This window comes from Streptococcus sp. E24BD, assembly GCF_041807825.1.
Taxonomy (GTDB): Bacteria; Bacillota; Bacilli; order Lactobacillales; family Streptococcaceae; genus Streptococcus; species Streptococcus entericus.
The window spans coordinates 1-22,672 of sequence record NZ_JBGTZB010000024.1; the positions used below are offsets into that span (position 1 = coordinate 1).

Annotated in this window: 15 protein-coding genes, 1 tRNA gene and 3 pseudogenes; 1 reads left to right on the plus strand and 18 read right to left on the minus strand. The window is 45.6% G+C overall.

Features of this window, described 5'->3' with window-relative positions; genetic code table 11:
- From ACERC5_RS06890 to ACERC5_RS06970, 17 genes and pseudogenes are all read right to left on the minus strand, one after another.
- Positions 1-6,466 (minus strand): discoidin domain-containing protein (locus ACERC5_RS06890; RefSeq protein ID WP_373660479.1); only part of this gene is annotated, 6,466 nt, incomplete at its 3' end.
- Between the two features lie 195 nt (positions 6,467-6,661).
- Positions 6,662-7,348, minus strand: a complete 687-nt coding sequence (locus ACERC5_RS06895) for a VIT family protein (RefSeq protein ID WP_373660480.1) — start codon at positions 7,346-7,348, stop codon at positions 6,662-6,664.
- A gap of 262 nt (positions 7,349-7,610) precedes the next feature.
- Complete coding sequence (gap, locus tag ACERC5_RS06900; protein WP_018368865.1) at positions 7,611-8,621, minus strand: type I glyceraldehyde-3-phosphate dehydrogenase; 1,011 nt, start codon at positions 8,619-8,621, stop codon at positions 7,611-7,613.
- Positions 8,622-8,854: 233 nt separating this feature from the next.
- Positions 8,855-8,940, minus strand: a tRNA-Leu gene (locus ACERC5_RS06905).
- A gap of 243 nt (positions 8,941-9,183) precedes the next feature.
- Entirely contained in the window at positions 9,184-9,726 is a 543-nt protein-coding gene (locus ACERC5_RS06910; protein WP_373659118.1) for a biotin transporter BioY, read from the minus strand.
- A 255-nt stretch (positions 9,727-9,981) separates the two neighbouring features.
- The gene (locus ACERC5_RS06915; protein ID WP_373659117.1) at positions 9,982-10,674 is read right to left on the minus strand and encodes a hypothetical protein; all 693 of its coding nucleotides are present in this window, start codon (positions 10,672-10,674) and stop codon (positions 9,982-9,984) included.
- A gap of 61 nt (positions 10,675-10,735) precedes the next feature.
- Complete coding sequence (locus tag ACERC5_RS06920; protein ID WP_373659116.1) at positions 10,736-11,047, minus strand: CHY zinc finger protein; 312 nt, start codon at positions 11,045-11,047, stop codon at positions 10,736-10,738.
- 2 nt (positions 11,048-11,049) lie between these two features.
- Positions 11,050-12,951: a tRNA uridine-5-carboxymethylaminomethyl(34) synthesis enzyme MnmG gene (gene mnmG / locus ACERC5_RS06925; protein ID WP_373660481.1), complete on the minus strand. Its 1,902-nt coding sequence runs from the start codon at positions 12,949-12,951 to the stop codon at positions 11,050-11,052.
- A gap of 216 nt (positions 12,952-13,167) precedes the next feature.
- Positions 13,168-15,033 (minus strand): hypothetical protein, encoded by a 1,866-nt coding sequence (locus tag ACERC5_RS06930; protein ID WP_373660482.1) that lies wholly within the window; start codon positions 15,031-15,033, stop codon positions 13,168-13,170.
- Between the two features lie 194 nt (positions 15,034-15,227).
- Complete coding sequence (locus ACERC5_RS06935; protein ID WP_373660483.1) at positions 15,228-15,695, minus strand: NUDIX hydrolase; 468 nt, start codon at positions 15,693-15,695, stop codon at positions 15,228-15,230.
- A 234-nt stretch (positions 15,696-15,929) separates the two neighbouring features.
- Positions 15,930-16,172 carry a hypothetical protein gene (locus ACERC5_RS06940; protein WP_373659112.1) on the minus strand — a complete coding sequence of 81 codons (243 nt, stop codon included), beginning with the start codon at positions 16,170-16,172 and terminating at the stop codon, positions 15,930-15,932.
- Positions 16,165-16,926 (minus strand): annotated as a pseudogene (locus tag ACERC5_RS06945) (polyphosphate polymerase domain-containing protein). The gene ACERC5_RS06940 and the pseudogene ACERC5_RS06945 overlap by 8 nt, the downstream one beginning before the upstream one ends.
- A 3-nt stretch (positions 16,927-16,929) precedes the next feature.
- A pseudogene (locus ACERC5_RS06950) lies at positions 16,930-18,174 on the minus strand (carbohydrate-binding domain-containing protein).
- A gap of 196 nt (positions 18,175-18,370) precedes the next feature.
- Entirely contained in the window at positions 18,371-18,754 is a 384-nt protein-coding gene (locus ACERC5_RS06955; protein WP_373659111.1) for an HIT family protein, read from the minus strand.
- A 12-nt stretch (positions 18,755-18,766) separates the two neighbouring features.
- A pseudogene (locus ACERC5_RS06960) lies at positions 18,767-19,218 on the minus strand (DUF2785 domain-containing protein).
- Positions 19,181-19,561, minus strand: coding sequence for a hypothetical protein (locus ACERC5_RS06965; protein WP_373660484.1), 381 nt, complete (start codon positions 19,559-19,561; stop codon positions 19,181-19,183). Before ACERC5_RS06965 ends, ACERC5_RS06960 begins: the two are co-directional and overlap by 38 nt.
- 57 nt (positions 19,562-19,618) lie before the next feature.
- Positions 19,619-20,332 carry a class I SAM-dependent methyltransferase gene (locus tag ACERC5_RS06970; protein WP_373660485.1) on the minus strand — a complete coding sequence of 238 codons (714 nt, stop codon included), beginning with the start codon at positions 20,330-20,332 and terminating at the stop codon, positions 19,619-19,621.
- 78 nt (positions 20,333-20,410) lie between these two features.
- Between ACERC5_RS06970 and ACERC5_RS06975 the strand changes: the two genes are divergently transcribed.
- On the plus strand, positions 20,411-20,806 hold the full coding sequence (locus ACERC5_RS06975) for a single-stranded DNA-binding protein (RefSeq protein WP_018368850.1): 396 nt from the start codon (positions 20,411-20,413) through the stop codon (positions 20,804-20,806).
- A gap of 241 nt (positions 20,807-21,047) precedes the next feature.
- Here the strand turns inward: ACERC5_RS06975 and groL are convergent, their stop codons facing one another.
- Positions 21,048-22,670 (minus strand): chaperonin GroEL, encoded by a 1,623-nt coding sequence (gene groL, locus ACERC5_RS06980; protein ID WP_373660486.1) that lies wholly within the window; start codon positions 22,668-22,670, stop codon positions 21,048-21,050.
- Positions 22,671-22,672 lie beyond the last annotated feature (2 nt).

The window sequence follows — 22,672 nt, forward strand, 5'->3', positions numbered from 1 at the left end:
TTTCTTTGTGGAAGACCACTCTCAAGCCTGCCACCTTGGCATCCGCTGATTGAACCTCTGCGATGATACCTGAGTCAGTTTGAGGGTTGACGTCAGTAATTTGACGCGGTGGTTGTGTGGTGTCATTTTGATTTGGAGTTGGCTCTGAATCTGGAGTGGCCTCAATCACATAAAGCTCTTGACCTGATACGAATCCACCAACACTGGTTAACCAATTGATACGGATATAACGGGCTTCTGTTCCTTCTGGAAGAAAAGCAATCTTATCCAGAGCATTACGGTTCCAACGGATAGTTTCTCCTGTTGGGGCCCATGTCTGACCATCATTGCTAGTCTCAACCGTTAAGCCTGTGATTGTTCCGTTTGAAGCTGCTGGGCGTGGGACATAAATCAGATGGCTCAGCGCTTTCTCCTCACCCAAGTCAAGAGTTAAGCTTGATGGCACAGCGTCTGTCTTCTGCCATTGGCTATGGTAAATGGTGTTTTCATCACCATCAAAGAAGTTGCTCAATGGTTCGTTAGGCTGTTCTGGTGTGCTTGCTGTTTTCTCCGCAACAACCAACTTCTTAGCTAAATCTTTCGCTACAGTCGTAGCAGATACTGCTTCTGTTGCTTCTGATTGACCAATTGGGTTTGTCGCACGGACACAGAATGTGTAAGTTGATACAGGAGCGAGGTTATAAACGTTGAAGTGTGGCTCATTGGTGCGTCCAACTTCAACAAACTGACCATCAGCTTCTTGTTCAACAATGTAGCGAACTGCCTGCGGTACAGCATCCCATGTGAGACTGACACTACCGTGGGTTGGACGGCTAACAGTCACATTCGTTGGTACCGCTGGGGCTTCTGTATAGTTAATCAACGCTGTCACTGGTTGGTTATCAACTGCTGCACGGCGCAAATCATTGCCAACAAGAATATTATCCTGAGATGTGAAGTTCAAGACAGCGTCACGTTTTGCTTTAAGTGTCACATAAGCCACTCGACCTGAACCGCTCAGCAATTCTTTTTGACCAAAGTTAATGAATGAGAAGACAACATCATGTTGACCAGAACGCGTGCGACTTTGTGAGAAGTTCTCTGCCTGCTTCGTAAAGCTCTCAGGAGTCACATTACCGCGAGCAACCAATTCAAAGTCTGCTTCACTCACTTGGAAGGTTGATGTCAACGCATTGACAGCTGCTAAGTCATCAGCAATCAGGTAAACCTTAACTTCCTCACCAGTCTTCACATCCAGCTTCTCAGCTTCAAAGCGCAGGTTACCACTTGGAGCAACTGTTGAGCGCTCAGTAACACCGCCGTCAAGTTGAACAGCTGCGATACTGATGTCATAAGCATCAATCAAACCATTTTTATTGGCATCTGCACGCTCAACATAACCACCAAAGTCACTATCTGCACGACGCAAACCTGCGTAGTTGAGGAAGGAGGTCTTATCATCGTTGGTAATCTGACCGTCGTTACTGATGTCGCCTGGCACAAACATACGTGTTCCTGGTTTCTTGAAGATCAGCATTTCTTCACCAGAGATAAAGCCATTTTGGCTACTATCCACCTGGAAGTGAACATAACGTGCTCGTTTGTCGAGAGTGTGTTTACCAACTGAGTTAGCATCACTACGCCAGTCGGCAGAACCTGTAAAGTCCCAAGTTTCGCCATCTTCACTGGTCCAGACCTTAGCCCAAATCACGCGACCATTGACACCACCGTCATTGCGCTGATGGTACTCAAGATAATCAAGATCATAAACGCCACCAAGGTCTACACGAATGTAAGAACCTGCTGATACTTGTTCGTTCCAGCGGCTGTGGAACTGTGCACCTTTCTTCTTGTCAAAGAGTTTATCGATCCCTTGACCACCCTGTGTTCTGATATTAGTTGTAACGCTTGCTGGGTTAATTTCAATCGCTTCTGCCCACGGGTCATTCTTAGTCTCTGCTGTCACAGCGTCTGACCAATCAGATGTGCCTTTAGCATTAACCGCACGCACCTTAAAGGTGTGGGAGGTGCCTGGGTTTAATCCATCAAAGTTGAATTCAGTCGCTTTGATATTTCTGTAAAGGACACCGTTGTGTTCAACATCGTATGATGTCGCGTTGTCAGAAGCTGACCAGGTCGCTTTAATAGCTTTAGCGCTGACAGTGTCCTCTGGTGTTGCCAGATTTGTTGGTGTAGCTGGTGCTTCAAGACCTTCTGGTGCTTGCTCAGTAGCTTTGGCGTTGCTAAAGCCGTTGATTGTTACCTCAACCTTGTTGGTTGTCACGTCATGAGCCGCCAACTTGATTTTCAGCAAGTCGTTCATGGTCACATCGAGCGCCTTAATCTCTGCACTGGTTGGGTTATAAGTTGCAAGTTTCGTATCTTTGTGGTAGAAGAAGACGTTTGTGCCCTTGCTGTACTCTTCCAGCGTATTAACACGACGAACTTCTACCGATTGACCGTTGACCTTAACTTGTACAGACTCGACATCTTTAGAGACATTGACGTGAAGCTCAGTGGTTTTATCTTTCTTGAAGCCGTCAAAGTCACCCTCAGTGCGTTCGATTGTCAAGACCGCACGACCTGTTGTGTTAGAGTCGTCCGCCACACTCTTAATCAGAGTTGTTGCGACTTTACCTGCTTTGTAGTCTACGCTCTTACCGTCATCCTCGTAGAGTTTGAACTCGCTAACCTTGTGTGGATAGAATTGAATCAAACGGTTACCACGGTCAATCTCTGCTGGATTGTTGTTGGCGTTAGTCATTGGGATAATAGCGCCATTCTTAACAAATACTGGAAGTTTCCACAGAGGCGCTTCGTAGTTGTTTAGAACTTGACCACCCTCGTATTTTTGACCAGTGTAAAGGTCAATCCACTCAGCTCCAGCCGGCAAGAAGATGTTGTTTCTGACATCATCGCCGTTTTCCTTCATGGCTGCATTTTTGTAAATAGGTGCAACGAGGAAGTTATCACCGTACATGTACTGGTACTGCACAGCTTTGGTGTAAGCCAGTGGCTGATCTGAGAAGTCAATCAACATGGCGCGCACGATTGGCTTACCAGAAACAGAGGCATCATGCCCTGTTGAGTAAGCATAAGGCACCAGAGTTGATTTGAGCTTCATAGACATACGGTTGATGTCTGTCGTGCGATCATCAAATGAGAATGGTGTCTTAGGCTCATTCCCCCAACCATCCATGTTCATCAGGATAGATGTGAAAGCCTTCCACTGATAATCACGAGCGTTGATAACGGCATTACCGCCACCAAAGATACCATCCATGTCAGAACCCATATTCGGGTTACCAGACAAGCCTAGACCGATGTAAGTTGGGATATGGAAACGAATATACTCCCACTCACCACCACGTTGGTCACCAGACCAGATACCAGCACTACGCTGAGTACCAGTCCAGCCATCGAGAGAGACGATGAACGGACGAGCCTTATCCTCTCCACTCTTTTCAGTCAGAAGCTTAGCCCCTTCATCAACACCATTGAGACCAAAGTTGTAACCAGGACCTACCCAAGCCACGTCAGTCTTAATGGCACGGATACCTGCTGTACCAACCTCTTTATCGATATCACGGTGAGTAACCACATCACCACGTGTTGAGTAAAGATCTGCCTGTGTCCAAAGGCCAACTTCAACGTTATTTTGTTTTGCCCACTCAACAAAGGCTTTCAGGTTCTGAATATTACCATCTAAAGTCTCTGTCTGACCATAACCAGCTCCATAACCATCGTTTGGCAAGAACCACCCAAGAGGTAAGTTCAGCCGTTTATAGCGTTCAATCACGGCACGAGCAGAGAACTGATGGCTCTCTGGTGTATCACCGTTCAAGTTTTCCTTGATGTCTCCTGGCTGTACGGTGTGGCTACGCCCATCAAACTCTTTATAGTATTTACCATCTTCAAAGAGAACTGCGCCTGCTGTACCTTTAGGCACTTCACGCCAGTAGTCACGGTTATAAGCATTCAAGTGACCCAAGTAGAGTGCATATTCTGGCAAGACAGCCGGAGCACCTGTCAATTCATGACAGTCTTTTAAGATATCTGCTGGTTTTGAATTGATGAAGTAGAAGGCATCAAAACGCTCTTCGTTGTGGGTGCTGGTGAGTTGCGCTTTATTATCCGTACCAAAATCATACTGGCCTGGGCGGAAGGTATGGCGCATCACACCGTAACCCTTACTTGACCAGTAAAATGGTGCTGGGGAAGCTACTGAACCATCAATCCAGTTGTTCTCATTGACAATATTGATTTTTTCACCCTTGTGCGTGAAGCGACCGTTTTGCATACCGCCACCAAAGAACTGTTCGTCCTCTGTTTGGGCTAAGGTCTGAGTTGTTTTACCACCAGCGATAGAAACAGGCGCTACTTCTTTGGTCACATAAGCATTCTTCTCACGGTCATAAACAGACATGAGTGAGGTTTTCTTATCAAAGATAACCAACACTTTTGGTGTTTCGAGGATATAGCGTGATTCTTCATCAACTAATTTACCGATTTGACCATAGGTTTCTTGGTAGTTCGCTTGATTTTTCAGAGTGATATTAGCCGGACGACCAGCATGAACAAGCTCTGGGTTAGAAACGAACTCTGCGCCCTCTTTTTCGATATTGAAGCGGAAAACGTGGTCGTTATAGAAGTTAACCTGAGCCTTATGACCTGTTTCGTAAGTGATGGAAGCTGTACCATTCTCAAATGTGACGTTGGTGATACGTCCAACAGAGGAGGCTGGTCTATTATACTCACCTTCCACCGTTTCTACTGGTGGGTAAACCGGTGTCAGTGTTGATGTAGGCGCAGACGGTGGAGTTTGCTGACGAACTGCAGCTTCAATCATCGGAGACAAGTTGTTCGTAGCATCCATCAATTGAACGTTGTAGGTTTTTTCAGCGAGCAAGTCCTGATTAACAGTCACTTGTACACGACGCTCACCTGTTGGAATGCTTGCATAACCGATAAAATAAGTCTCTTGAGTTGTGCCTTCTGGGTTAATGACAATAGCTAACTCACCTGCTTGAACTCCTTCAGGTAGAACAACATCTACTTGACGAGTTCCAGCGACAAAGTCTGCTGAAACAGCTGCTGGAGGGGCAACAGTATCAGCTACAAATGTCTTAGGATCTGATTCAAGACCTTGAACAGTAGCGATAGTCACCGCATAAGTCTGACCGTTTTCTAGTAATCTGTCGAGCGCAAGCACTGCAATGCCATCTTCTAAGTGAGATTCTTCAAGAGTAAGCTCTTTTAGAACTTGAGCGTCATTGGTTTTTAGTTTGACAACATGACTAGCTACTGCTTCTTGTGGGAGCGTTACTGCAACCTGGCTGACTGTTTCTCCATCCTGTTGCAGAGGAGCATTAAACAACCGTACAGCTGCCGGAGCTTGAGGAGGTGTCTGTATTGGACGTTCCAATGTTCCCCGACGGTAGACTGCCATTTTAGGATTTATAATAGTTACGGCAGATTCTCCAAGCTTCGTTGAGGTCTTTTCACCATTTTGTGCTTCATAAGTCGTTACAGTCACTCGTTTGCCTGCAACAGCTTCACTGACCAGCTCTTCTTGATCTTTATATTTGGTCACATCATCAATGTAATGTTTTTCATCAGTTACTAAGGTTTCAGTAACCGTTTCTTCAATAACAAGCTTCTTACCCTGAGGAATAAACTTGGAGGCAGAGACAAGGTGTGGCTGAGTATTGGCAGGTGCAGCATTCCCTACAAGTGTATTGGTAGCAGTCAAGCGGAAATATTTCGCATCTACCGGTTCAATCACAAAATCAATCGGCATGCGGTTTCCACGACGTTGATAAGCTGCCCCCTCATTTTCTGGTTTATTAAGCATATGTGGCTGACCATCTTGCTGTTCAACAGCTGTAAAGGTCACTTTCTTCCAGCTACCCTCTTCACCAGTTTTACTGTACTCGATGTAGCCATTGGCAGCAACTCCTGCTTCGTTGTGGTAGCTACTTCCCAGAGATGATTTGCCATCTTGCATCGCTTGATAAGTGATGCGCTCAACTCTGGCAACATCGTCCAAGCGAACTGTCAGTTTCGGCTTCTCAGTTTCTCCAATACCGACCCAAGCTGTAGCTTCACTACCGTCAACAGCATTTGTCGCAGGGAATCCTTCTTTTACGTTATCTGCTTGAGCGTAATTCTTATCAACAGAAACTACCTCATCAATTGTGCGCACGGCACTTTCCGTTTTTGCTTCCCCGCTCACTTCAAATTTAGTTGACTCAGGTGCAACAACTTCCTCAACCTCTTTTTCTGCCACAGCACCATCTTGGGTACTTTCTAGCGAAGCTGCTCCAGTTGGTCCAGCTGGAACAGGTGGCTGAACAGGCTGAACCCCTGTTTCTTCAGCATAAGCTGTACCGGCACTCAAAAAGCTCAATCCAATAACTGCTGAGCAGACACCGATTGAGAATTTTCGAATACTATATTTATTTTGTTTATCGAATAAATGCTTCATTCAATAAGTCTCCTTTTCTGATAGCGCTTTCTATTCTACGTCACTTTAACACGGCAAACTTTTTTTGTCAAGTATTTTAATAAAAATAAACAAAAAATTACAATCTATTTAATATATTCAGGTCTGTTTTGACATTTTTAGATAAAAATAAAAGAGCTAAAAACCACATCTTTAGCTCTGCTATTTTTCAAAAAACTACCCAACAACTCCTGTCCCCAACAGATGACCAATCACAAAGGTCACAAATATGGTCAACAGACCAACCATAATGTTACGACCAACAGCAGGAACAATCGGTGCTTCGCCCAGTCTGGCACTGGTATAACCTGTCACAAACAAGGACAGGATAACGACTAACACTGTTGCAGGAATGCGAATCGAAACAGGAAAAAGCATCACCGCAAGCATCGGAAATACAGCGCCTGCCACAAAAGCAAGAAAACTAGACAATGCCGCATGCCATGGGTTGGTAAAGGCTTCAAAATCCATATTGTATTTTTCTTCCACCAAAGTTTTAACGGGATTCTTGGCAAAAGCTTTATTAACCATAAACTCTGCTGCTGTTTCACACTCCCCACGCGCCATATAGATAGCTTTGAGAGATAGCCGAGCAGCGTCAGGGTGTTCGGTGTAGAGCCGCCGTTCTTTTTCTGTCGCTGCCTGCTCAGTATCCTTCTGAGTTGGGACAGAGACATACTCTCCACCTGCCATCGAAAAAGCGCCTGCTAAAACAGCTGACATCCCCGACAAAAAAATCACCCATTGATCAGTTGTCGCTGATGCCACCCCGATGACAACACCTACAATGAACACAATCCCATCATTTGCCCCAAGAACTCCTGCACGCAGGATATTTAATTTGCTCGAAAATTGTTCACTCATCTGCTTCATCTCCTGTTTCTAGTATAGCAAACTATACACGCTTGTCAATAATGATTATAAATAAGTTCCACATGATCCTTGAACTGAGCTATCATTCTCCGAACAACCGAAACATCAACTGACATTAGTCATTAGTCACAGGGTGAACCTGTCGTCATCTTCGGTATCAGCTAAGCAAACTGATTTAATATATTTTGCTAGCCTATCACGATAACTGAGTTGACATTAGCAAAAAACGAGGGAAAATTCCCTCGTTCAATTCTTATTTAGCGATTTTTGCAAAGTACTCAAGTGTACGAACCAATTGAGCAGTGTAAGACATTTCGTTGTCGTACCAAGATACAACTTTTACCAATTGTTGACCGTCAACAGTCAACACTTTAGTTTGAGTCGCATCAAAGAGTGAACCGTAAGAGATACCTACGATATCAGAAGATACGATTGGGTCTTCTGTGTAACCGTAAGACTCGTTAGCTACTGACTTCATGTGAGCGTTGATAGCTTCAACTGAAGCTTCTTTTTCAAGAGTAACAACCAACTCAGTTACAGAACCTGTTGGAACTGGAACACGTTGTGCAGCACCGTCAAGTTTACCGTTCAACTCAGGAATTACCAAACCGATAGCTTTAGCTGCACCAGTTGAGTTAGGAACGATGTTTACAGCAGCAGCGCGCGCACGACGGAGGTCACCGTTACGGTGTGGTGCATCCAAAGTGTTTTGGTCACCAGTGTAACCGTGGATAGTTGTCATGAGACCTTTTTGGATACCAAAAGCATCGTGAAGGGCTTTAGCCATTGGTGCCAAGCAGTTAGTTGTACATGATGCACCTGAGATAACTGTTTCAGTACCATCAAGGATGTCGTGGTTAGTGTTAAATACAACAGTTTTCACATCGTTACCACCAGGAGCAGTGATCACAACTTTTTTCGCACCGTTAGCGTGCAAATGTTTTTCTGCTTTTTCTTTTGAAGCGAAGAAACCAGTAGCTTCCAATACGATGTCAACACCTTCAGTTGCCCAGTCGATGTTTGCTGGATCAGCTTCAGCTGATACGCGAACGAAGTTACCATTTACTTCAAAACCACCATCTTTAACTTCAACAGTACCGTCAAAACGACCTTGAGTTGTGTCGTATTTCAAGAGGTGAGCCAACATATTTGGATCTGTCAAGTCGTTGATGCGAGTTACTTCAACACCTTCCAAACCTTGGATCAAGCGGAAAGCAAGACGACCGATACGTCCGAAACCGTTAATACCAACTTTAACTACCATTTGCGATTTCCTCCTTATGAAAATCAAATAAAATTTTATCAGGCAAAGCCTTTTGTGAAAAGATTAACTTGCAGCTCTGCAATAATCCCTCAACAAATCTATTATACTTCTTTTCAAATAAAAATGCAATATTTTTCAGTTAAATCGACAACTAAAATCATGAGCGACTGTTTGGAGCCTGAGTTAACTTGGTTTTAAGGCAAAAAGAAAACCAGTCAATGACTGGTGAGGTATGCGGAGAGTGGGACTTGAACCCACACGGCCTAAAGCGGCCACAGGATCCTTAGTCCTGCGCGTCTGCCAATTCCGCCATCCCCGCGAATGGCTTGTTGTCTTAACAACAAAAACAATTATAGCAAACCATTCAATACTTGTCAATAACCTAATTCAATTTTTTTCAAAAATATCATTAGACATGCAATGACAGCTCTAAAATATCTGGTATTTTGGTAGTTGACAAGATAAATAATTTGACACCTGATATTTGCCCTAAAACATGATGAAACGAATCGTGATGCTAGAACAAGACAAGTAGTTGCCGCAGGGCGGTTACTTTAAAGCATCAATAACGGCCTTGAACAACTCCACTCCTGATCAACCGTCTAGCAATAACTGTTGCGATAATCACTTTAATCGTATCTCCTGGCACAAAAATCAGGTTAGACAACAATAAATCTGTCCACGTCATATCAGAAAAATATTGCAACCAAAAGACACCAAGCAGATACACCACAGGAAGGCTTGCCAACCAAAGTAAGATAGCATCCGTAATCCATCGAGAAGGTTTTACCAATCGTGTTAAGCCCTCATACAACAGGGGTACAGCCAGCCAAGCCACAACGTAACCAGCCGTCGGTCCAGTGAGGACAGGTAGAGTGGTATTCCCGCCTGTAAAGACTGGCAAGACTAACCCAATCATCAAAAATAACAGAACACTCAGGCTTCCTCGAGTGCCTCCCAGCAAAGCGGCTGCCAGCATCACACCCATATTTTGCAAGACGATTGGAACAGGTATAACACCTAGGGAAATAGGTGGCAAAAATCCCAAAACACAGATCAGGGCTGTCACCAGCGCCATTTGAGCGAGAGATTTACTCTGAAACATGATAAAATAAGTCCTTTCTTTATCAAGATGCTATCGTTGAACTAGGCAAGATGTTGTGATTTCTTGAAAACTTTACAGAAAGCAAGTCTCGTCATCTAGCATTTTGAAAACAGCTTCTCTATTCTCATCATAGCAAAAGCTATCTATGTTTGTCAACCTTATTTTTATTTCGGTTAACATTTGTTCGAATAAAAAACCAAAGGCTAGCTGGTCTGGCCCTTGGCTTCTTGTAAGAGGATAAGTGAGGAAGTTTTATTAAGGCTTGTCAACATTGATAAACTCAAGGTCATCCACGGTCAGCTCTACCATCAGTTTATCGTCACGATCGAGGTTGAGCAGTTGCTCCAAACTCTGACTGGCAAACGTCGCTACTTTTTTTTGGCGGTCTAGGTCATCAAGGACATGCTCTGAGGTCTCGTAGATGGCTTCTTGGCTTTTTTCAGCGAGAAACTCCTGTGCTTTTTGCCCAGAGGTAAAGAGGTCAACTGCCTTATCAACTAAGCCACTCCCGCTTTTTTTGATGACAGGCACGCCAGTAGCTTGCGAATCAACGTAGACCGTCAGTGGTTTCTTAAAGCTCAAAACGCTGTTTGTTATGGTTAGGTCACTCTTATCCAACCCCTTCAACTCCAGTTTAAACTCGGTTTTAACAGGAATTTCAGCCACCAAATCTCGTCCGACAAGTGCTTTGGTCAAAGGCTCAGTCCACTCAGGCCAGTCTTTGAAATGCTTGTTGGTAAACACTTGCTCCGCTGTCGTCTCAACATCTACACCAGCAACGACCAGCTGATTTTCACGCTCAAAGCGCTTGATGACAAAGCTGTATTTACTCGTTAATATCCCACCAAAAAACTGCTCTCGAAAGTGAAACACCAGACTTAGCGCTATCAACACAAGAACAACTAAACTAGCAATCTTCTTTGCCATAAATTTTCCAATTAGTTTCATGTGAAACCTCCATTTAACTCAACAAAACCATTATATATATAAGTTGTCAAGCGTTTTTTACTTATTTTTCAAAATAAATATCGTAGTGGTTACTGCACTTGGGATTAAAGGGCGACTGGCAGAGCGGGCAAGCGCCTGTTTTATAATCAGATAAGGACAGTTGCTGACGGCAGACACCGCATAACACGGGGTGTAGCTCGTTAGCAGAGGTTACCTGAAAGACATGGTCTGTTAAGACATCATGGCATTGGTAACAGGCATAATACCGCTGGCATTGCCCACATTTGAGAGCGACAATATCCAGTTCGCTATGGTAATGCCTGCAACGGCTATGCTGATCAAGGTCAAGACCGTAAAAGAGAGGTTCCGCCATGGTTAGCCCTGCTTGTTCTTAGCAATCGACCGCCCTTTGCCCTCCAGATAAACCATCAGGATAGAAATATCAGCTGGGTTGACCCCTGAAATTCGGCTAGCCTGTCCAATGGTTTCAGGATTGATTTTCTTAAACTTCTGACGGGCTTCGGTAGCAATAGAGTCGATGTCATCCCAGTCAATGTCAGATGGAATCCGCTTTTCTTCCATGCGCTTCATCTTGTCCACCTGATCGAGCGCTTTAGCGATATAGCCCTCGTACTTAATCTCGGTTTCAATCAGCTCGATTACTTTACCATCCAGTGACTCCGCCGCTTCACCGACAAACTGGGTCACCACAGCATAGTCAATCTCAGGTCGGCGCATGAAGTCCTTAGCCGTCATGGCATCGGTCAACGGCTTGAAGCCAAGGGCTTGAACATGCTCATTGGTCTCCTTGACGGGTTTGAGTTTAATGCTGGCAAGACGTGCCATCTCACGTTCAAATTGGTCTTTCTTTTCTTGGAACATGGCCCAGCGGTCATCGGCTACCAGTCCAACTTTGCGACCAATCGGTGTCAATCGCATGTCGGCATTGTCATGGCGGAGAATGAGGCGATACTCTGCTCGTGAGGTCAAGAGACGGTAAGGCTCCAGCGTCCCCTTGGTCACGAGGTCATCAATCATGACCCCGATATAGCCATCACTCCGTCCCAAAATCAGCTCAGGCTTGCCCTGAACCTTGAGTGCCGCGTTAATCCCTGCTATCAAGCCCTGTCCAGCGGCTTCTTCATAACCCGATGTGCCATTGGTCTGACCCGCTGTGAAAAGACCACTGATGGACTTGGTCTCCAAGGTCGCACGGAGCTGGTGAGGCAGAACGATGTCGTACTCGATGGCATAGCCTGTCCGCATCATCTCTGCATTTTCTAAGCCCTTGATAGAGTGGAGCAGTTCTTTTTGAACATCTTCCGGTAGGCTGGTGGACAGCCCTTGAACGTAGATTTCTTCGGTGTTTCGACCTTCTGGCTCAAGGAAGAGCTGGTGACGTTCCTTGTCGGCAAAGCGGACAATCTTATCCTCAATCGATGGGCAGTAGCGAGGTCCGACGCCCTTGACTACCCCTGAAAACATCGGGGCTCGGTGGAGGTTGTCATTGATAATCTGGTGGCTGGTCTCATTGGTATAGGTCAACCAGCAAGGCACTTGGTCGGTCACATAGTCCTCGTCCTTGGACAGGAAGGAGAAGTGATTGGGCTTGTCATCTCCAGGCTGGATTTCGGTCACCGAGTAGTCGATAGAAGACGCCTTGATGCGTGGCGGCGTTCCTGTCTTGAAGCGTCCAATTTCTAGTCCTAGCTCTTTGAGGTTGTCCGCCAGCTTGACAGACGCTAGGCTATTATTTGGACCAGAGGAATACTTGAGGTCTCCGATGATGATTTCCCCCCGCAGGGCTGTCCCTGTGGTGACAACGACTGCTGCTGCCGAAAAGGCCTGTCCCGTCGCTGTCTTCACACCGATGACCTGCCCATTGTCCACCAAAACCTCGGCAATCTCGGACTGGCGAAGCGTGAGGTTCTCTTGGCGCTCAACGGTTTGCTTCATCAGCTGGGCGTAGAGCGCCTTGTCTGCCTGAGCACGAAGCGCACGGACAGCAGGGCCCTTGCCGGTGTTGAGCATCTTCATCTGGATATAGGACTTGTCGATGTTGCGCCCCATCTCGCCCCCCAGAGCGTCAATCTCGCGAACGACAATACCCTTGGCAGAGCCGCCAACAGATGGGTTGCAGGGCATAAAGGCCAGCATGTCAACATTGAGGGTGGCAAGGAGGGTCTTAGCCCCCATACGGCTGGCAGCCAGACTCGCTTCGACTCCAGCGTGTCCCGCACCAATAACGATAATATCGTAGTCTTCTGTAAAGTTCATGTCTTTTTATGAAAAATAGCAGAGCTGCTATCTTGTTCCTTTCTTTGATTACTGGTTTTTGATGTTTACAAAAAAGCCAAAACTCCCAGAATTGCATGCAAAAAAGCATACAAGACAATGAGCTTTGACTTTCATCGTGTTGTTAGGATTATTTTAGCAGAAAAAGAAATCTCTTTCAACCAATATCATTTATAAATTAGTACTATGATTATTCACTTAGTCAATGCCATAGGTAATCCGATAAGAACCCTCCAAATGACCACCAGTTTCATCTGTTGATTCTGCTCGACTAGAAACCCCCAATGTAACTCCTCCATAAAGAAAGTCTGGGCTCATGATACTAGCAAAACCATAAGATTTATTATCTGGATTTAACAAGGTATGTAGGTGACCATTGTTGCTATTATAGACACCATTAGAAGCATTTAGAGCGTCTAGTTCACCATAAGCAAATGCATCAGATGCAGTCAAGGCATCTCTCATGCCATAGCCCCACTGGATAATCTCACCATTAAAACCTTTGCCTGTCTCCAAATCTCTAGCAGAAAAAATACTAGAACTATTCACTCTCTTATGAGCAACTGCTTTATGAATACCTGTCTCTAAAGCACGTTGAATCGCAATACGTTCCAAGGTCTCATCCCACTTAAAACTATCCGCGTACTGCTCAGCAGAAGTAATATTTTTGGACGCCAAATAAGACCGTAAATCAGTATTATTAAATCTTGGATTGATGTTGTTATACATATCCAAACGAAGTTGCTTAAGGTATTCCATTGCCTCTGATTTCACAGACGTTTGTGTCAGGTTAACAACGTAGTCTTTTATATTCGAACTCCCTAGAGCAATACCAGTTTCATAATTTTTAACCTCTGGTTGCTCTGGAACTTCTGGCTGTTCTGGAGTTTCTGGTTGCTCTGGAACTTCTGGCTGTTCCGGAGTTTCTGGTTGCTCTGGAGCTTCTGGCTGTTCCGGAGTTTCTGGTTGTTCTGGAGTTTCTGGTTGTTCTGGAGCTTCTGGCTGTTCCGAAGTTTCTGGTTGCTCTGGAGCTTCTGGCTGTTCCGGAGTTTCTGGTTGCTCTGGAACTTCTGGCTGTTCTGGAGTTTCTGGTTGCTCCGGAACTTCTGGCTGTTCTGGAGTTTCTGGTTGCTCTGGAGTTTCTGGTTGCTCCGGAACTTCTGGCTGTTCTGGAGTTTCTGGTTGCTCTGGAACTTCGGGTTGTTCTGGAGTTTTTGGTTGCTCTGGAGTTTCTGGTTGCTCCGGAACTTCTGGCTGTTCTGGAGTTTCTGGTTGCTCTGGAACTTCGGGTTGTTCTGGAGTTTTTGGTTGCTCTGGAGTTTCTGGTTGCTCCGGAACTTCTGGCTGTTCTGGAGTTTCTGGTTGCTCTGGAACTTCGGGTTGTTCTGGAGTTTTTGGTTGCTCTGGAGTTTTTGGTTGCTCTGGAGTCTCTGTTACTTTTGGTTGTTGTGCCACCTTATCACCAGCATCAGTCGATGTTGATTCAAAATAACCGACAAACTCATAACCAGAGATAGCAAGCTTACCGCTAGGTAATTCCTCACCAATTCTCACTGTCACATCTTTGTTGTAAGCAGATAAAGTACCTGTTGAAATCGCATGAACTACAGTTGCTGTTGCCAAACCACCAACAGCAGTCAAAGTTGCCATGTAGATAGCACTCTTACGACCAGACTTACCTACCTTAACAGCCACAATCAATGCTCCAATTCCTAAGAGAGCAACTAAAGGACTACTTGTACTATTAGTTTGCGGCAAACTTGCCTTGACACTTGAGGTTGGACGATAAACAAGGTAATAGGTAGCTTCCTTAGTAACTTTTTCTGGTAAAGCCTGAATCAGACTAGCCTTCTCTTCCGCATTTAATTCATCAACGGTTGAATAACGATACTGAACAGTTATCTCATTAGTATCTGAAGAAGTTGCGTTATCAGCAAAAACTTGACTTTGACCAAACAAAGACAACAAACTAGCTCCAATAACCGCAGAAACCATCCCGCAGGCTTTCAACTTTCTAAAACCATATTTTTTTTGAAGTTGCGCACGCTGAACTCTACTTTTCATCATATTCTCCTTTTTTTAACAAAGATTGCAAATTAATTATATCATTAAAGCAAATACTTCGTCAATCACAAACACTATTTCCAGACATATCTTTCCCCTAAATATACTGACAAACCTCCCCATCCCGATAGGCCTGGTCAATCATGCCGCCACTCAAGCACTCATCAACCGTCACGAACACATGGGCGATTAACCTAACGCTCATTTGATGTTCCCTCCATATTCACCACATGCTTGACCTGCCCGTCCCAGTTTTTGAGAGCGGTCTTTAGAAAAGCTGGGTTGAGGTCAAGTGCCTCAAGGTCGTCAAAACTCACCCATTCACACTGGCGACGGCTGTCACCTTCAACCATGCTGGCATTTGGTTCAGACAGCGGCGTGACCAAATAGTGGAACTCGATCTGATGAAAAATCCGACCGTCCAGCTCAAAGTGGTTCTCAACGACAAAGGCGAGTTCATCAACCTGGCTATCACAGCCAACCTCCTCACGCACCTCACGTCGGACAGCCTCTTCAGTCGTTTCACCGACAGCAATCGCGCCACCAATGCAGTAATATTGTCCAGCAGGCGATTTGGCGAGATAAATCTGATTGCCCCTAACCAACAGCTCTGTTGCTCGAACGCCGAACGTCTTATGGTCTGTTGTTGTTCTAAAATCCATGGGTCACCTCCAGTCGTCAGAAAAAGCCAAAGCTAGTTCATCATTGCACGCCAAAGAACGCACAAGACAATGAGCTTTGACTTTCATCGTGTTGTTAAGGGTATTGTAGCAAAATCACACACACTTGTCAAATCAATAGCCCCTCAACACCACGATGCAGGCTCTGATTTTGCCAGATGAAGCACGTACTTTCAACCATTGCCCATGACCAACAAAACAGCAGGAAAATCGACCTTAAACCGTCAATTTTCCTACTGTCTTGATGAACAAACTGTCTAAAGACTTTTTTCTTCTTGGTCGTGCGCGATAAGCTAACGACCCAATCTGAGTCTCACGAGAATAAGACGTTTTATGTTGGTAGAGATAAGCTAAGGCTAACCCCAAAACCATACTGGTCAGAAGGCTCAACACCAAGCCCCAACCCGATGTTGACACCGTTGACTGACTGATGACACTTTGAAACAATTGATTAAGCATAATGTGGATCCCTCACTAACATTTTGGACTGGTGCAGGGTATAAGCCTGACCATATTTAGAAAATGATACTTTGTCAAGATTGTACTGATGTAAGATATTCTCCAGCCAAGCAGGCAGCTGGTCACTGACCTTAATCTCCATAATCAGTTGTTGCTCTGGCAAAAGTGGAAGAGCCATCGAACTTGTCAGGACAAGGTCGTTGACCACAGCCTAGGTGACGCTCGTGTCCAGCGTGACACGGACTGACGGATTGTCCTTGCCTTTGAATGATAGACGCTTGTAGGAAATTAACATCCGCGGTTTAATCGTGCCGTATCTCTGTTGCAATGTTTCCAGCTGGGCCAGCAGCCGTTTATCTTCAGTATGATTTTCCACATCACCTGCCACTAGCAGACCTGCCTGCTTGGGAGTGGTTTTGATTCGATATTTGTAGCCAACACCATCTATTTTTTGCTTGATTTCTAAAAATGCTGGTGCCTCTAAATCGCCATTCCTGTCATAAGTCCTCAAACGAAGCTTTTCCTTGCCGTATTTTTTGGCCAACGAATCTTGAACCATATCAAAATGCTTCGTATCAAAGTAGAGGCTTGTGATGGTGGATTGGGCAAAGTCATCTGCCTCCATGTACTCGCCCAAGTCTGACAGCAAGTGGGGCAGCTGAGCTAGGCTCACTAAATATTTGGTTTCTACCCGCTTAAACTCTTTTTGGTGAATGCGTTTGGTCATGTTGTGTTCTTCTCTTAGATTAGTCATCGTTTAGCGTCTTGGCATACCACCACCAGGTCCACCCATCATCATGGAGTTGGTGATGTCGGTCATCTGCTGACCGTTGACGGTAATTGTGCCACCCGTATGGGTCACTGTGCCGTCAAAGTCAAAGGCAGACTGTCCTGTAATGGTGAGATTGCCTCCTGTTATGGTCAAATCCCCGTTGGAATCGATGGCATCAGTATCGCCAGCAGCCATGTTTATCGTAATGTCGCCACCGTTGATGGTCAGGCTGACCCCATCCATGACCATCATGCTATCAGATGACTTGGTCCAGTCGGTCGCATTGATGCCGTCATCCGTCGCATTAAGGGCAATCGTGCCGCCATTGATGGTGATGACTTTTCCTTCAATCCCTTCTGTGCTGGACTGGATGTCGATGGTGCCGCTGTCGATGACCAGTTCATTGGTCGCGTGGATGGCGTCGTCACCAGCCGTGATGGTGAGCTTGCTATTTTCGATATACAGATTACCGAGGCTAGTGTCCTCGTCATTGTCCGAGTGAAGGACATCTTCTGTCGCCGTCAGGGTCATGGTCGCTCCAGTCATATTCAGCGCATCATTGGCTGACAGGGCATGTTTAACGGCTGTTATGGTGTAGGTCCCACCCGCAATTTTCAGGTCGTCATTCGACTTGATGGCATTGTTGTAGTTGCCCTCGACTTCGAGACTACCTGTTCCATTGATGGTTAGGTCTTTTTTGCTGTAAATGGCTGCGCTGTAGTCTGTTGCCGTCCGATTGGCAGAATCGGCTAGTTTATTGTGCGTGCCATCAGCTAGGGTCAGGTAGACATTGTCCGCAGAGGTGGCAGCGATAAGGGCATCTGTCCCTGTCATGGTGACACCATTGAGCACGATGTGGACATCATCTGTATCTGCTGCTTCAACCAACAGTTGAACGCCTTGGCTAGAGCCTGAGACGATGTAGGTACCCGCCTACGTAATCTTCACCACAGAACCTGATACAGACACGCCAGTTCCTGTGACCGTCGCCGAAGAACCATTGAGCTGGATGATACTAGCTGTCGCTGCATCGTAGCTGGCGTCCAAATCCTTTTCAGAGAAATAGGTCGTGTTGCCAGTCGTCGTAGAAGTTGCTGTTACCGTTGCCTGATTAGAACTGGTTGCTATAGTTGCTGTTGACGATGCTGTCGAACTTAAGTCTGCTTTGGCTTGGCAAGCTGCTAAGGTTAGCACCGTAAGGAGGGGCGGAAGTATCATTTTTGTTTTCATAAGTATTATCTTCTTTCTGAGACAAAGTATAGGCGCTTTTTCTAAAACATTCCTAAAAATATTCTGAAAATTATCTTAAATCAAAAATCAACCCATTTCTGAGTTGCTCTGTTTCACTTATTCTTATGAAAAAACCTTATGACAGACGACTTCTATCTATACTAACTTGATGATACTAACAATGGCATATCAGCAATTAGTCCTCCGCTGTCTGATAGCCTTGGCGTTCAGGAATAACCCCTCTGACACCGCCTTTTGGCTTTGGCGTATCCCCCTTGTAACGAGGAATCAGATGGATGTGGCAGTGAAAAATGGTCTGACCGGCAACCGCACCGCAGTTGGCACCGACATTGTAACCATCTGGCTGATAACGCGTCTCTAGCATTTCCTTACCCAACTGCAAGAGGTCATCAATGGCTTGTTTTTCGACTGATGTTAACCCAAAATAATCCTCCACATGGCGTTTGGGAACAATCAGCAAATGCCCCTGATTGACAGGGTGTTTATCGTAAAAGGCGCCAGCTAGATTATTTTCTAATATAAAAGGCAAGTCACTACAAAACAAGCAAGAAACGGACATTTTTCACTCCTTTCACGCTAGCAAATGAGGGTGGTTCAACAACGCCTGCTTGAGAGTCGTGCCTAGCACCCCCTCTTTTTCTAATTGGAAATATAACACCGATAAAAAGGCCTGGCTATTGAGTTGTTTAGCATAATCGCTGGGCTCATCTCCAGATACCAGCCGGTCACTTAACCACATCGCTACTTGGTCCTGAGTGAGCCGCTCCTGAGCAAGCAGTTGGAGAAGGACTGCCGCTAAACGACTACTCTCACCTGCTGAGAAAGTTGTTTCAACTTCCAGTAAACAGCCCTGATCACCTCCCAAACATCAGTTAGACGGTTTAAGGGAAATTCGGGATGACAAGCTACCGCTTGTAAAAAATCTGCCCCGTGTGCAATAGCATGAACCCAGCCATGAACGCTATCATAACCTCTGATGTCACGCTCAGCTGGCAGGTAGTCTAGGACCAGTTGCCATAACATCTCTCTGAGACGCCCTCATCCACCCACGATAAGGGTGCCCCTCCTGACCATCCACATAAAGCAATAGAGTATGCAATAGGCTAGTGAAAGATCTGGTTAGGGTACGCTCATCACAAGTCCCTAGACCAGTTGTCTGTAGCTGCCTTGTTAGCGTCTCATCGAGCAAACTAGCCAACTGTACCTCATCAACAAGACCATCAAGCAAGTCATGACAAAAGCTGAGATAAACCAGATTGTCACGAACAGCTGGGTCAGGATCACCAATATGACTGAGCAACCACGCCAGTTCCTCACTAGTATAGGGGTGAGATTGATTTAGTTTTTCCTGTAATTGTTTGATCATTTGTGCTAACCTTTCTATTTTAAGTCAAGAACTCTTTCTAAAGTCTTTCGGTAAGGGTTAGGTTGTTACTTTTTCTAGCCAAACATGATGAAAAAAGCTAATATCACGATAAGGACTGTGATCGCAAACTGCCAACTCCATTCTGGTCATGCCTTCCAACCAGCCCATCTCCGACTTAATCTCATTTGGCTGTAGGGCATAGAAGGTTCGAATCCCCTGATAACGTTCGATTCTAAACTGTCCTGACTGAACCAATTCTGCCATGTCATAACACCTCTCCTGATTGAATGATGGGCTATGATAATCAGCCCCAGCCAGCAAGTCCATTGCCGTGTCAATCTGATGGTTAAAAACGACAGCCTGCATCACTTTCCCAGCACGGTGATGCTTGACGATAGACAACTGACCTGACGGGGTCAGCAAACGATGAAAGGCAGTCAAGTAGGTCGGATAATCTTCCATTGCAACATATTCCAAGACATTGTGGCAGATGATGACATCAAAACTGGCATCTGGAAACTGGTCAAGTAAGTCGATTGAGCCGTGATGTTTGGATAAGTTTTGGTGTTCCTGATGATAGAGCATCTCAGCTGACGGGTCAACAGCCACAACCGTATTGTTTTGACTGAGGAAATCAGCTGTCAAACAAAACCCTGCCCCAAAATCCAAGACACGCTTCCCTTTAACTTCCTTTAATTGGTCAAATAACACCTGATAAAAAATTTTTCCCCAAGGTTGCTCAAGAGTTTGGCGATAATGTGCAATATCCATCACTTTTTTCTCCTTTTTTTTTGATAATTATATCATTTTTTCAACCCTTTTACGAATACCCTATTAGGAGGAAATGATATGTATAATAAAGTTGTTTTAATTGGCAGATTGACTGCCGTGCCAGAAATGATCAAAACACCTAACGATAAATCGGTCACACGGGTGTCGCTTGCCGTCAACAGGCGGTTCAAGTCCCAAAATGGGGAGCGTAGCGCAGACTTCATCAACGTTGTCTTCTGGGGACGTCAAGCTGAGACCCTAGCCAGTTACGGTGGCAAGGGTACGCTCGTTTCGATTGATGGCGAACTGCGTACTAGAAAATATGACAAAAATGGTTCAACCCGCTATATCACTGAGGTGCTGGGGCACAGTTTCCAACTCTTAGAAAGCCGTGCTCAACGTGCTATCAGAGAAAATAATGTCGGTCAAGACTTAGCAGACCTCGTCTTGGAGGAGGAAGAACTGCCCTTCTGAAAGGATGTTTATCCTCATAGTACCCCTTGTCCCCGTCCGACTCGCCCAGAAAGCAATCTCCCTTGGTGGCTGAATTGGTGAGGGAAAATCATTAAAACATAATCACCAGTTAGGGATAAGCTTCTCTTAGTTAACATCAAATGAATCATCACAAAAACGAGCAAGACAGGGTTCTGGACAGCAGAACACCAATCTTGCTCGTTTTATCTATCAGACGAAAGGTTTGCTCAGCCTAGTTGCCTTACATCATGCCGCCCATCATACCTGGATCCATAGCTGGGGCAGCTGGTTTTGGTTCTGGCTTGTTAGCCACAACAGCTTCAGTAGTCAAGATGAGGCCAGCTACTGACGCCGCATTTTGTAGGGCCGAACGAGTTACCTTCACAGGGTCGATAATGCCGGCTTCTAGCATATCTACCCATTCACCAGTTGCAGCATTAAAGCCGTGACCAGCTGGGCTATTTTTTAATTTATCGATGACAACAGACCCCTCAAAACCAGCGTTGAGAGCAATCTGGCGAACAGGTTCTTCCAGCGCACGCTGGACGATGTTGCGACCAGTTGCTTCGTCACTCGTCAAATCTAGAGCCGCCACGGCTGCGATAACGTTGACCAGAGCAGTACCACCACCAGCAACGATGCCTTCTTCAACAGCAGCACGGGTCGCATTGAGTGCATCCTCAATGCGGAGTTTCATCTCCTTGAGTTCGGTCTCAGTCGCCGCACCAACCTTGATCACAGCGACACCACCAGAGAGCTTAGCCAACCGTTCTTGAAGTTTCTCGCGATCAAATTCAGAGGTCGTTGTCTCGATTTGAGACTTAATGATGTTAATGCGGTTAGCAATAGCTGACGCGTCACCTGCCCCCTCGACAATGACTGTGCTATCCTTATCGACAGAGACCTTAACCGCTTGACCGAGAGCTACCATGCTGGCATCTTTGAGGTCAAGTCCCAAATCATCAGTGATAACTGTTCCGCCTGTCAAGATAGCGATGTCTTCTAGCATCGACTTACGACGATCGCCGAAGCCAGGAGCCTTGACGGCAACTACATTGAAGGTGCCACGGATTTTGTTGAGCACCAAGGTTGGCAAGGCTTCACCGTCCACATCATCAGCAATAATGAGGAGCGGACGGTTGGTCTTGAGAATCTCTTCTAAGAGTGGAAGAATGTCCTGAATGTTTGAGATTTTCTTATCCGTGATGAGGATAAATGGGTTGTCTAGGTCAGCAACCATTTTTTCATTGTCCGTCACCATGTACTGAGACAGGTAACCTCGGTCAAACTGCATGCCCTCAACCACTTCGAGTTCAGTCTCCATTCCACGAGACTCTTCGATAGTGATGACACCATCACGACCGACCTTCTCCATGGCTTCTGAGATATACTCACCAACCTTTTCAGAACGTGAGGACACTGCTGCCACCTGAGCGATTTCCTCTTTATTTGCAACTGCTTGAGCTTGATGTTTAAGTTCTGTCACGGCAACATTTACCGCAGCTTCAATCCCGCGACGGATACCGATTGGGTTAGCACCGGCTGTGACGTTTTTCAGACCTTCACGAACGATAGCTTGGGTCAAAACGGTCGCCGTTGTGGTCCCATCACCGGCGATGTCATTGGTTTTTGAAGCCACTTCTGACACCAGCTTTGCCCCCATGTTTTCAAAATGATCCTCCAGCTCAATTTCCTTAGCGATGGTTACCCCATCGTTAGTGATGAGCGGTGAACCGAAAGCTTTTTCAAGCACAACATTACGCCCTTTAGGGCCAAGGGTTACTTTAACTGTATTAGCGAGGATGTCCACCCCACGCACCATGCTCTCACGAGCATCTGCTGAAAATTTAATATCTTTTGCCATGA